The organism is Klebsiella quasipneumoniae subsp. quasipneumoniae (assembly GCF_020525925.1).
GTDB lineage: Bacteria > Pseudomonadota > Gammaproteobacteria > Enterobacterales > Enterobacteriaceae > Klebsiella > Klebsiella quasipneumoniae.
Genome location: NZ_CP084876.1, coordinates 2,938,896 through 2,952,104, shown reverse-complemented (window position 1 = coordinate 2,952,104; position 13,209 = coordinate 2,938,896). Strand labels below are relative to the sequence as shown.

The window sequence follows — 13,209 nt, the reverse complement described above, 5'->3', positions numbered from 1 at the left end:
GATGAGATGGAATCAGTCAGACAAGAAAGTCCTCACAATTATAGCCATTATTGGTGTACTCCTGTATGCCATTTATAAAGGGTTACAGTTCCTGGCAGGAGCCAGTATGGGGGCAAGCTTTGGGGTGGGGCTGGGAGGAATGAGCGGTTCTCAAAAGCTAGAAGAGTCACGAAAAGTTGAAACAGATGCACCGGCTCAAATTATTTATCGCATAGATAAAAATCGATACCTGACCCTGGAAAACTATATATCCTGTGATGAGGGTGGACAGGTTTATTACAATGACTCTCTGCGGGGAATAAAAACCCAGCTGGGATGGGATGACGATTTTTATGATTTCGCATATCGCCGGGGGAATAACTTAGCAGCTTATAGAGGCTCTATTATAAATGGGGCGGATAATGGTTATCTGGCATTTCCCGGCGCATCTACCAGACAATATTGTGGTGGCGGTAATTCCACAACAGGTTGTCCTGTATTTTTCTTCTTTTCAGCCGACTATGGGAAAACATTTATATATAAAATTGTAGCTGAAGAATACAGCACCCCTGAGCGTTTCAATAAGCTTAAGGTAGTAGTAGCTAATGATGGGGTTTACTTAAGGGATGAGTCTCAAATAGAGAATGTATATTCTCACCCTATAGGTCTTCGCGATCTTCGATCAGTAAATAAATTAAGATTTTCAGACGGCAATTTAATCAGTATTTATGATGACTGGCAGAAAAAAGTTCATGAGTTAGTAAAAGAAGAACTGATAAGAAAAAAAATGCCCTATGCAGACGATTATGGGCCAAAGTTTCGTATATTCGACTATATCAGAACATTAACACCTCCGAAAAATCATGAGGAAAGTAATTTAATGGCAAATGAATTATCAGATATTCGAATCAGGATTGAGGATGAGGTTTATAGTCACAGGGTTGAGTTCCCGAAACTTTCCACAAAAAGTATTGATGCTAAATATCTGTGTGATAAAAGTATTGAAGCTAAAACCATCACGTATACACTTGAATCAAGTGGAAAAAAGAAGGTAGAGAAAAATGAACACTAACCCTGAACCTGTCCGGGAACTTGAATGTAAATTTGATGATAATGGGCATCCTTCCTGGCGTTCATTCCCCTCTCATAAAAATTGCCAAATCAGAGGCGGGTGTGATTTACCTCCACATTTGCCAGGTATTATTATCCTTGTACATGGTGTTAACTCGACAGGAGAATGGTTTTCAATTGCGGAAGAGAAACTTTGCGAAGGGCTGAATAAGAGGCTTGGATTAAACGAGACAGATTATGAATTGGTGGCCAACAAATATCTTTCTGACGAGAAAATAGATTCTGAACCTCTGGTATCCCGAGATTTACCTGAAGTTGATAAAAATAAATCTCCAGTCATTCGCTTTTACTGGGGGTATGCTTCACCTAAAGGTAATGAAGATAAATATGTTATACCGCTAGCCAATAGAAAAGGCGTTGATTACCATCAGTTAAAAAGACAAGGCCTACCTCAGGAAAATATTATGGCGCAGAGCCCATTTTTCTGGGGCGGCGGGCCATTCCAGAACGGCACAAATAATCTGCACTCTTTATGGAGTGAAAAAGGGTTTAAAGAGAGAGTCGCAGGTATCAAAGTCCAGTGGTTTAATGAAGACAAAGATCGCCTGTTAACCAATGCCCCACCGCGAAAATACTATGCCCATGCAGCAAAACGCCTTGCAGACTTGGTTGACAGTATTCGTAATAAATATCCCAAAGATACAGTAACCATTATTTCTCACAGTCAGGGAACCATGGTTGCAATGGCAGCGGTAGCGCTAGCGAAGAATGCACCTGATGCATTATTTGTACTTAACTCACCCTATGCACTGGATCATAACGATCTTAATGGCGCTTCGCTTCCAGCAGAGGAATGCATCTCTCCTGAAGGGAGACAAAGCACCTTATCTGCCATTGTTGACAAGGTGGCTTCCAGAAAAAATCACCTGTCATCACTTGGATATGAAGGACTTTGCGTAGGCCAGACAGCGGATAAAAAGAATTGGCGACCTGATGTCACTCTTGCCAGTGAAAGTGGCAGCAGTCTTGCCGAACGAGATAACCACGGCCGCACCTATATTTACTTTTGTCCTCATGACCGTGTTATGGGGTCACGCCCGCTACGCTCAATTGGCTGGCAGGGATTACCCAACAATTCTCAGGGACAGCCTCATCCTCTGCTGAAAAAGCATCAGGGATATTTATTTCAGCGAATGCTGGCTCGCAGTACCCCATGTGGCGAAGCCCCAAATCCCGCAACACCTTTTGCAAAATTGCCGGATGGTAAACCGTTCTGGGATGATAAAGGCGACAAGTATCAAAGCAGCAGCTTCACCTATCCGGATCCTCCAGAAGGGCAAACGGTTTTTATTAATGCCGAAAAGGTACCTGAACCTATAGATGCTGCAAAATTAGCTGGTTTTGATGCATCACGCGTTGGAGCTGAACACGATGACAGACAGATAGATGGTTGGGGGGAATTTAATCTGGATAAAAAACGAAAAAACGACAATACCTATGACAACTATATCAACCTATATCCTAATCAGGACATTGTGACTGGATTTAAAAATGTGGGTACTGAATCTGAGCCCCGATTGGTACCTGTGAACCGTAAGGAGACATTTGAAGAAAAGGATCTTCGCATAAGAACTTATGTTTCTCAGCCTACGGATCATAGTACTCTTCCAATGCGTGCTGATTTCATGTCTCAGGTGGTGGCATATGATTTGCCAATAGGATATTGCGATGCAACCTGGGATAAAGAATTTATGGCTGATTTACGGCGAAAAGCGGATTGGACACAAGGTGAGGATCCTTATCTCTTCAGCGGAAAAACTGACAATGTGCCTGAGCCTGATATAATTAGTCGTGAAACTATTACTGATAAATTTAATAAGGAGAAATATAAATTACCCATGTACAGGTCTGTCAATAAGGCATAAACAAGTGTTAATAAGCCATTCAGTTTAATAAACATGATGAATATCAAAATAAATATTTAAGGTCTTAATTTTAACCAAAGGAATGGCAAGTGGGTAAATATATCGTTGTTATAGGGGATGCTACTTCACATGGTGGTATAGTAACTTCAGCCTCGTCCAGTTTTGAGATATCGGGAAAAAATGTTGCCCTCCTGAACGATACTGTATCCTGCCCGTATCACGGTACAAATAACATCATTGAGTGTGATTTTTCTGCCTATGAAGAAAACGGCCGTGGAGTTGTTATCCACCATTGTAAAACACAGTGCGGAGCTGTGGTTATTGCCAGTTTACAGGATATGGAGATCGGATAATGGGATGGTCTCTACCGGTTATTCCAAAGAAAAACAGCGCCCAACAGTGGTCGCCTTGGTTATGCCTCTTAATTGTTTTATTAGGTTTTGTACTGTCGCTAATTATTGCAGTATTGGACTCTCCGGAAAACAGATTTCTTTCTTTTAGTAGCGGTTATTGGCTGCCAATGATACTACAAACTACTATCGGATGTTTTACTGTAGTTACCTTCTACACGTTCTGGTGGGAGGTTCAAGCTTTTGCTGTATGGCGCTGGAATTCCTGGAGACATAATACGAATCTTCTGTGGTTCAGAAGAGCACACAAGCACCACTTTGTAAGCTTCCATTGTATAATACCAGCCAACTCTCAATTGCTCCCTAAAATCGCTGGTGTATCGTCGGAAGGCATTGATGAAGAACCGCCGCTGACACTGCTTCCTGACGAGCCACTAACGCCGGGTATTTCGCGTTTTGAACAACTATGTCGATTACTGTTTGTCAGTATCCCACAGAGGCTTCTTGATAAGCATTTGGGTAATTTAACGGTGATATTACTTACCTCTTCTAGCGAAAAAGAAGCGGAACAGCGGGCATTTCGACGACTCTGGGATAGCGAAAAACTCTCTGGTTTACCTTATACATTGGTGCTCCCGAAAGAGTTCGCCTTTAAAGACTGGAACCAGTGTGTATCTACTACATGCGGCAACATTCTGGTGCTGGCGATGCATTATCGGCAGCCTAATGAGTCATTACCAGAGTTTGCAAGCATTTTACTGCTTAAACCATCATCTTTAGTTAAGCAAGGTGAATATAACTTTATCCCCAAAATTTTCCATGCAATGCCCCTTCGTGGTAGTGCCATGGAGAATGAATTAATTGAGTGGCATGATATGGGGCAACAACCATCAGATCAAAGATATTTAGTCTGGCATAGTGGATTAAACATTACGGCCCAACAAGAATTGGGTAGAGTTTTAAATACACTACCATTACCACTGGTTGATAATATCGGAGCTGGGGGGGTAATTGATTTTGACAAGGAATTTGGTGTTTATAAAAGGCTTGCTGGATGGCTGATGATTGCGTCAGCTTGCGAAATGACACGTTATGGCCCGGCAACTCATTTACTTTTGTGCGAAAATGAGAATGAGGGTTGGGCTGTGACAATAGGAAAGAGTTGTCCGGTGATTTCTCCCCAATTAAGAGAATTTTATTTATCCCCATTTCCTGCTGGAACAGTTATGATGGCGTTGTTGTTTAGCGTTAGTATTTTCGGTTTGATAGCAAATTGCTCACCCTCGATTGCATTTTCATGGTCTGGCATGATGATATTTTCATTTCTTCTTGTAGTATCTTTTTCTTTTATAGCCATTCTTACGCGCAATGTAATTTCAAAACTGCTGTATCCTCGTTTTGTTAAGGCTGTCAGACAGCCCAAAAAGGAAAGGTTGGAATGAGAAAAAATATACGATTGGTAGGTTTCGGCCTCCTGATTTTGGTTATCTTGCTCCTGATTGTTTTATTAATTTCTCAGATAAATAAAACCCCTGCTGATATTGAGGGATATTCCACTTGGTTAAAGATAGTCGCGATTATAGGAATATCTTGCATTTCCTGCATAACAGCTCAGTTCGTCTTATCTGAGAGGCATATTGAAACACCATTTACCCCTGATGATGAGAACTATGTCAACGAGATATATTATGTGACGGCAGAGAACAACAATGAATTAAAAAAATATCTTCAGCACCGCTATAGTTTCTTTTGGCACCGCAAAGTCCGCCTGCTTTTAGTCACCGGCGACGAGGCGGCAATCGAACAACTGGTGCCTGGTCTGCCTCAGCAGCGCTGGCTGGAGGGCAACCGCACCGTTCTGATTTACGGCGGCAGTTTGCTCTCCGAGCCCGACATTGAGCAATACGCCGCGCTGCGCAAGCTGCGCCGCGGCCGTCCTCTGGACGGGATTGTGCGGGTGATGCCATCGTCTCTCACCCTGACGCCGCAGATAAGCGAAAACGACCTGCGCGGGCTGGAAAAAATTAGCGAACTGCTGGGCTATGCCGCTCCGGTCTGGCTGTGGAAACTGTGCGGCAGTGAGTGGTCGCAGGCTGACCGCGCGGTGCAGGCGGTAGGGGTTAGCTTCCCGTTACGCGCTACCGAGGACGATGTCGCCCGTCAGCTTGCGCAGATGCTGCCCACGCTGCGGGAGCAGGGGATGCGCCAGATCGCGGAGGAGACCCGCCACGACTTCCTGCTGCGTCTGGGGCAGCAGCTTCTCGACGGGGGAATCGCGCAATGGCGCTGGCAGCTGGCGCCATGGCTGACCGCCTCGCGACAGCGGTTTGCGCTGCGAGGCCTGATGTTTAGCCTGCCGGCGCCTCGTAGCGCAGATCCTTATCAGGAGGCTGATGCCTCGCCTGCGGGCCAGCCTCATCTCCTGACGCTGCCCGCCACCTGGCAGGGAATCGTCGATGACTGCCGCCGTTTACACGGGCATCACGTGGGAATGGCGTGGGAGCGGGGCCTGGCGTGCGGTTTGATGGCTATCCTCGGCCTGTGGGCGGCGGGACTGCTGCTCTCCTTTACCCTTAATTACAGCCAGATTGTTTCGGTAGCGGGAAAAGCCCGTGACCTGGTGACCCACCCCTCTGTTTCTGACTATCAACTGACGGCCCTCCATGCCCTGCGCAATGAGGCCGGCCGTCTCGTGCACGATGGGCAGAAGGGAGCGCCCTGGTATCGGCGCTTTGGTCTGGACCATAATCAGCAACTATTAGACGCCGTCCTGCCCTGGTACGGCGTGGCAAACAACCGCCTGATACGTGACCCGGCCAATGTCGCGCTGCGGCAGGCGCTCAGCGCGCTGGTCAACTCCGCACCCAATAGCGACCAGCGAGCCCGGCTGGCGAAACCGGGCTATGACCAGCTGAAAGCCTGGCTGATGATGGCTCGTCCGGATAAAGCCGATGGCGCCTTTTTCGCGCAGACCATGAAAACGGTCCAGCCAACGCGAAAGGGGATCTCGACCGGACTGTGGCAAAGTCTGGCGCCGGATCTGTGGGCCTTTTATCTCTCCCTGCTGCCCGAGCGGCCAGAGTGGAAGATCATCCCGGATGCACAACGTGTCAGTCAGAGCCGTCAGGTTCTGTTGCAGCAGATAGGTCGCCGCAATGCCGAAAGCACCTTGTATGAGAACATGCTCAAATCCGTGCGTCGTAATTTTGCCGATGTATCGCTGGAAGACATGACCAGTGGCACCGATGCGCGCCGCCTGTTTACCACCGATGAAGTGGTCCCGGGGATGTTTACCCGCCAGGCATGGGAAGGCGGCATTCAGCAGGCCATTGATAAGGCAGCCAGCTCGCGCCGGGAGGAAATCGACTGGGTGCTGAGCGATTCGCGCAAAACGGTGTCGACAGACCTGTCGCCGGAGGCGCTGAAAGCGCGTCTGACCCGACGCTACTTCACCGATTTCGCTGGCAGCTGGCTGAATTTTCTCAACAGTCTGCGACTTAATCCGGCGACCACCATTGCTGATGTTACCGACCAGCTCACGCTGATAAGCGATGTCCGCCAGTCGCCGCTGATTGCCCTGATGAATACCCTTGCCTGGCAGGGGCAGGCGGGGCAACAAAGGGAGGGGCTGTCGGACAGCCTTATTAAATCGGCCAAAGATCTGGTGGGCGGAAAAGACAAGCCGGTCATCGACCAGTCGGCAGCCGGGCCGCAGGGGCCTCTGGATGACACGTTCGGCCCACTGCTCCAGCTAATGGGGAAAAACACGGGCAACAACGTCATGTCGGCCGACAGCACCCTGAGCCTGCAAACCTATCTGACCCGCATCACCCGCGTGCGCCTGCGTCTGCAGCAGGTTGCGAATGCCTCCGATCCGCAGGAGATGATGCAGACCCTGGCGCAGACCGTCTTCCAGGGGAAAAGCGTCGACCTGACCGACACGCAACAATATGGCAGTCTGATTTCGGCAAGCCTTGGCGAAGAGTGGAGTGGCTTCGGTAACACTCTGTTTGTGCAGCCGCTGACTCAGGCCTGGGAAACCGTGCTTCTGCCGTCGGCGGCCAGTCTGAATGATAAATGGCGCCGATCGGTAGTCGCCAGCTGGCACACCGCTTTTGACGGCCGCTTTCCGTTTGCCGCCAGCAAAAGCGACGCCTCTCTGCCGATGCTGGCTGAGTTTGTGCGCAAAGACAGCGGGCGAATCGAACGTTTTCTTACGACGGAGCTGAACGGTGTTCTGCATAAAGAAGGTAGTCAGTGGGTGCCGGATAAGGTCAACAGTCACGGCCTGGTCTTTAATCCAGCCTTTCTGCGCGCCATCAACCAGCTAAGCCAGCTGTCCGACATTCTTTTCACCGATGGCAGCCAGGGCATCAGCTTCGAATTGCAGGCCAGGCCTGTTGCACAGGTCGTGGAGACACAGCTGACGATAGACGGCCAAAAACTGCGCTATTTCAATCAGATGGCCGACTGGCAGACTTTTCGCTGGCCGGGGGAAACGTATAAACCCGGCGCTCTGCTGACCTGGACCACCGTCAATGCGGGCACGCGTCTGTTTGGTGACTACAGCGGAACCTGGGGTTTTATTCGCTGGCTGGAGCAGGGTAAACGCCAGCAGCTCGAACGCAGCCAGTGGATGATGAGCTTCACCGCTCCGGATGGCCGCACCCTGCAGTGGGTACTGCGCTCCCAGCTTGGGAGCGGCCCGCTGGTGCTTCTGGCGCTGCGCGGATTGACCCTGCCGGATCAGATTTTCACTGTCGATGCGGCTGAGAGCGCACAGGCCCTGACGGCGGGGGTAGGGAATAGTGACATGGATGAGATGGAAAAATGAGTATTTTACAAAATCTGGTTGCCGCCAGTCAGTTGGATGAAAGCGTACTGCGCCAGCAGGCCCGGTCACGCCAGGAAAACTGGCAGTCATGGCTTGCGCCAATCAGTGATAGCCAGCCCACCGGCAGCGATCCGGGCTATGACGATGATTTTCAGCGTATCCGCGAGGAGGTCAATAAGATCTCCGGCGTCGATACCGAACTGATTTGCCAGCTGGCAGAAAAACTGCTGACTCATACCTGCAAGGATCTGCGCGTGATCACCTTTTACGTGTGGGCGCGTCTGCAGCAGGATGGCGAAACCGGTCTGGCCGAGGGCGTTACGCTGCTTGCGGCAATGCTTGAGCGGTTTGGAGATATGCTCCATCCCCAACGTGAACGTAGCTGCAAATCGGCGCTGGAATGGCTCGGCAGTCGCCGGATGTCGGACAGTCTCTCTCTTTATCCGGAAGTCGACATGACCACTATGCAGGTCATTATCGGGGCGTTATTGCTGACGGAAGCTTCTTTTGCCGTATTGGCTGAGGCCTCTCGTCCCGATCTTTCCGGGCTATATCAGCTCCTGGAGAACCGACTGGTGCAAAGCGGCGGCGCCCGCAGCCTGGTGCCGCAGACCAGCCGCGAAGAACACGATCTGCTGCCCCAACATGCAGACACCGCACCGGTAATGCATACCGTCACGTCAGGACGTGATTTGCTCGACCAGGTTAAAGTGCTGGCGAAATATCTGCGTGAGTGTCCCGGCGGATGGCTGGCAGGTCATCATCTGATGAAGAGTGTGCGTTGGGATACTTTAACGGAATTACCGCCGCTGGATGCCTCCGGCCGGACCCGGCTATTGCCTCCAAAGCCGGAGAGTAAAGCCCATCTTAAGCGGTTGTATTTACAGAAAAGCTGGTCAGAACTGCTGGAGCATACGGACACGCTGTTGGCGCAAGGCGTCAATCATCTGTGGCTGGACGTGCAGTGGTACGCCTGGCAGGCGCTGCTGAAACTGGATGCTGACACTGTACGGGCCGATATCCTGTGCCGGGATATGAAAGGGCTACTGGCTCGTCTACCGGGGCTGGAAACCCTGGCGTTTAACGATGGTACGCCATTCGCCGATGAAGTGACGCTCAACTGGCTTAACGAACATGTTCTGGATGAGATGGCCGGATGGCAAGGTGAGCCGGTGATGGCGGCGACCAGCACTGATGAGGTGCTGTCGCTGGAGGCAGAAGTGCTCGCCCGCGCGGACGATGAAGGTATTGAGTCGGCGCTGAACTGGTTACAGGCGCAACCGGGCTATACCACCAGCCGCAATAGGTGGCTGATGCGCTTATTGATGGCGCGGGTCAGCGAGCAGTACGGAAAAAATGAAATAGCGCTGCATCTGCTGGCGGAACTCGACAGCCGTGCCCGGGAGATGACGCTCGAACAATGGACGCCGGAGCTTATCTTTGAGATCAAAGCCCGCCGACTCCGGCTACTAAGAGGCAAGGCCGGGCGCAGTGAGGCAGAAAAAAATCGCTTGCAGCCAGAGATGGAGTCTTTGCTTGCCGGGCTTATCGCTCTGGATCCCGCTCGCGCTGCGGTGCTGTGCGCATAATTTACGCGTCAACCGCACCTCATTACTTGCATCTGCTGTCTTCTGCATATCTGAAAGCTATTACTTCTTCTGGTGACTTATGGACGATTTAACCCTGCGTTATTACGACGCTGAAATGCGCTACCTGCTGGAAGCGGGTGAAGAGTTTGCCCGCGCTCATCCTGAGCAGGCGGCAATGCTCAATCTTGACAAAGCGGGCGCCCGCGACCCCTTTGTCGAGCGTCTGTTTGAAGGTTTTGCCTTCCTGATGGGCCGCATGCGCCAGAAGCTTGATGACGACCTGCCCGAACTCACCGAAGGCGTGGTCAGTCTGCTGTGGCCACATTATTTACGTACCATTCCTTCCCTGTCGGTCGTGGAATTCACCCCCGACTGGCAGGAAATGAAAGAGCCGATGACGATGGCCAAAGGCTTTGAAGTGCTTTCCCGGCCGATCGGTGAAAAGGGCACGCGCTGTCGGTACACCACCACCAAAGCGATCGCTCTGCAGCCGTTGTCCCTGGAGCGCGCTCAGCTGACCACCGATACGGATGGCCGGTCGGTGATCACGCTGCGCTTTAACTGCAGCAGCCTGACGGACTGGCGCCGGATCGATCTCAGCCATATCCCGCTCTACTGCAACGCCGATGCGCCGCTGGCCTGCGCCATGCACGAGGCCTTTACCCTCAAGGTGGCCAGGATGTGGCTGCGCGTACCCGGTGAGGAGGACAGAAAGCCGCTGGACGGGTATTTCAGCGCGCTGGGATTTGGCGAGGATGACGGCCTCTGGCCCGAAGATGGCCGCAGTTTTCGCGGCTACCAGCTGCTGCTGGAGTATTTTACCTTCCGTGAAAAGTTCATGTTCATCGACCTGCGCGGGCTGGAGACGGTGGCTTTCCCGGCCGGGATGGCGTGGTTTGAGATCGACGTCGTGCTGGCGGAACGCTGGGAACATGACTTCCGCTTCAGCGAAAAGCAGCTGCGCCTGCACTGCGTACCGGCGATCAACCTGTTCCCGCTCGAGTCCGATCCGCTGACCATCAATTCCCTGCAGACAGAATACCTGCTGCGCCCACTGCGCGTGCAGGACGGTCACACTGAAATTTACACCGTCGATTCCGTGATCTCCTCGAGCCAACAGGCTTACGCGCCGTTCTCAAGCTTTCGTCACAAAGGCGGCATGATGCGTCATGACGCGCCTGATTATTACTATCATACCCGGGTGCGCCGTGGCCCCTCCGGGTTGCATAACACCTGGCTTATCGTCGGCGGGGAAGCCTTTGACAATCATACCGTACCGGAAGATGAAAGCCTGTCGCTCACCCTCACCGGAACCAACGGCCAGCTTCCGCGTCGTGCGCTGCAGAGCACCGTGCTCGATACGGTGATGAAAACCACCTCGGCCAGCGTCGCGGTTCGTAACCTCTGCGCGCCGACGCTTCCGTGCTATCCCCCTGCCCAGGATCGTTTTCACTGGCGGGTGCTGAGCCATCTGGGCAGCAGTTTTCTTTCCCTGATGGACAACGCTGAAGTCCTGCGCGGCACCCTGGCGCTGTATGAATGGACCGACAGCGAGATGAATCGTCGGCGTCTGGAAGCCATCCTCGACGTGAAGCACCGCGCAACAGAGCGCTTTGCACAGGGCCATCTGGTGCGCGGCGTACAAATTGAAGTCACCCTCGACAGCCACGGCTTTGCCGGACGAGGCGATATATGCCTGTTTGGCGAGATGCTCAGCCGCTTCTTTGCGCTCTACACCGATATCTACTTGTTCAACCGCCTGATTATCATTCTGCAACCAACCGGAGAAAGACTGGAATGGGAAGAGAAGCACAGCCGACGCATTCCCGGCTGATGCCGCGTCTGGAGGCCGACCTGCCGCGGATCAATTTTTACCGCTTTTGTCAGCTTCTGGAACGACAGCACCCCGCTAAACCGCTGCTGGGGGCGACCAGCCATCCGGCTGACGATCCGGTACGTTTTTATCCGCATCCGGGGATGGGATTCCCCGCCAGCGAACTCCGAGCCGTGGAATACGATGAGGCCAATGACAGCGGGCCGCCGGTCATTCGCACCACCTTTATGGGCTTGTACGGTGTCGATTCGCCGCTCCCGACGGCCTGGCTCGATGATATCGCCCAGCGCAGGGAAGGGCATGAAGCGCTGCAGGGGGTGCTGGATATCTTCAGTCACCGGATTATCACGCAGTATTACCGCCTCTGGCGGAAATACTGCTGGCCCGCCACCTTTGAGCCCGGCGGTACCGACCGCCTGTCACAGTCGTTGCTGGGTCTGGCGGGGCTGGGCATCCCCGGCACGACGCGGCATATCGCCTCGCCAGCGTCGCGCTTTCTGGCGCTGACTGGCGTGCTGCGTCAGCCGGGCAAAACTCAGCAGGGGATCCAGGCGCTGGTCACGCTGCTGGCCCCGAAGACCACCGTCAGGGTGAGCCCTTACTGCCTGCGTCCGGTGGCGATCAGCCAGCCGCTGGGCTTTTACGGCGATGATGACTTCTTACTGGACGGCAATACCCCGCTGGGTGACGAAGCGATGGACAGCAGTAGCCAGCTCCTCGTCGCCCTTATCACCGATAATCCCGAGGAGGCGCAGGGCTGGAAGCCTGATGGCCCGCTGTTTCGGGACTTTCTCATCCTGCTGCGGGTGTATCTGGGCTGGCGATTCCGGGCCAGAGTCACCCTGACCGCGCCGACCCGACTGCTGGCTGTCCCGCCGCTGGGGGACGGACCGTTCTGGCTCGGTATGAACGGCGTGCTGGGCGCTGGAGAGGGTGAGAGTCAGGATGATATCCCGCAGACATTTACCACCGAACTGGGCGCCTATACCGGCCTGCAGCCTGCCACCTCACCGCAAGGAAACCAACGTGTTACGTATAAGTTTGATTAAAACCGCCTGCCTGCTGTCCCTGCTTGCGCTTTGCCTGAGCGGATGCGGGCTCACCCAGCGCGTCTCGGAGGGAACAAAATCCGCCTTCAACGCCGTTTTTTATAAGCAAATTAATACGCTGCATCTGGATTTTACGGCGCGCGAAGCGCTCAACACCGATGCCAGAGAGAATCACTCGCTCTCCGAACCGGTGGTGGTGCGCATCTATCAGCTTAAAGATCGCCGGACCTTTGACCGGCTGGTTTACCAGCAGCTGCTGGAGGAGGGGGATATTCTGCTCGCCGCCGATCTCCTCGCCAGTCGCGACGTAGTGATCAACCCCGGAGGGGACGCCAGTCTGAATATGCCGCTGGAAACGCAGGCGAAGTTCGTGGCGGTTGTCGGCCTGTTCCGCCATCCGGATACAGAAAGAAATACCTGGAAGCAGGTGCTGGCGCGTGAGGAATTGGATCCTGACAAGCCACGTATTTATACCGCCGAAACTAACCAGCTAAGGCTCAGGCCTGAAGCGGCGAAGTAATGTCGAAAACAAATTTCTGCGGCGGGTCCATCGTGGCGATTGGCCCGTAATCTTCGTT

9 protein-coding genes are annotated in these 13,209 nt (G+C 52.6%); all 9 read left to right on the top strand.

Annotated features, from left to right (window positions below; all coding sequences use genetic code 11):
* Position 1: 1 nt before the first annotated feature.
* The 9 genes from LGM20_RS14375 (at position 2) to tssJ (ending at position 13,151) form a co-directional block, all read left to right on the top strand.
* Entirely contained in the window at positions 2-1,051 is a 1,050-nt protein-coding gene (locus LGM20_RS14375; RefSeq protein WP_044522526.1) for a T6SS immunity protein Tli3 family protein, read from the top strand.
* Positions 1,041-2,975: a T6SS effector phospholipase Tle3 domain-containing protein gene (locus tag LGM20_RS14370; RefSeq protein ID WP_044522529.1), complete on the top strand. Its 1,935-nt coding sequence runs from the start codon at positions 1,041-1,043 to the stop codon at positions 2,973-2,975. The genes LGM20_RS14375 and LGM20_RS14370 overlap by 11 nt, the downstream gene beginning before the upstream one ends.
* Before the next feature lie 89 nt (positions 2,976-3,064).
* Positions 3,065-3,328 (top strand): PAAR domain-containing protein, encoded by a 264-nt coding sequence (locus LGM20_RS14365; RefSeq protein ID WP_044522532.1) that lies wholly within the window; start codon positions 3,065-3,067, stop codon positions 3,326-3,328.
* A complete protein-coding gene (locus LGM20_RS14360; protein ID WP_072013417.1) occupies positions 3,328-4,767 on the top strand; it encodes a hypothetical protein in 1,440 nt (479 codons plus the stop codon). Before LGM20_RS14365 ends, LGM20_RS14360 begins: the two co-directional genes overlap by 1 nt.
* On the top strand, positions 4,764-8,159 hold the full coding sequence (locus LGM20_RS14355) for an ImcF-related family protein (protein ID WP_044522533.1): 3,396 nt from the start codon (positions 4,764-4,766) through the stop codon (positions 8,157-8,159). Before LGM20_RS14360 ends, LGM20_RS14355 begins: the two co-directional genes overlap by 4 nt.
* A complete protein-coding gene (gene tssA, locus LGM20_RS14350; protein ID WP_044522534.1) occupies positions 8,156-9,748 on the top strand; it encodes a type VI secretion system protein TssA in 1,593 nt (530 codons plus the stop codon). The genes LGM20_RS14355 and tssA overlap by 4 nt, the downstream gene beginning before the upstream one ends.
* A 79-nt stretch (positions 9,749-9,827) precedes the next feature.
* Complete coding sequence (gene tssF, locus LGM20_RS14345; RefSeq protein WP_044522537.1) at positions 9,828-11,582, top strand: type VI secretion system baseplate subunit TssF; 1,755 nt, start codon at positions 9,828-9,830, stop codon at positions 11,580-11,582.
* Complete coding sequence (gene tssG, locus LGM20_RS14340; protein WP_044522542.1) at positions 11,546-12,631, top strand: type VI secretion system baseplate subunit TssG; 1,086 nt, start codon at positions 11,546-11,548, stop codon at positions 12,629-12,631. Before tssF ends, tssG begins: the two co-directional genes overlap by 37 nt.
* Complete coding sequence (tssJ, locus tag LGM20_RS14335; protein ID WP_044522547.1) at positions 12,609-13,151, top strand: type VI secretion system lipoprotein TssJ; 543 nt, start codon at positions 12,609-12,611, stop codon at positions 13,149-13,151. Before tssG ends, tssJ begins: the two co-directional genes overlap by 23 nt.
* Positions 13,152-13,209: the final 58 nt, after the last annotated feature.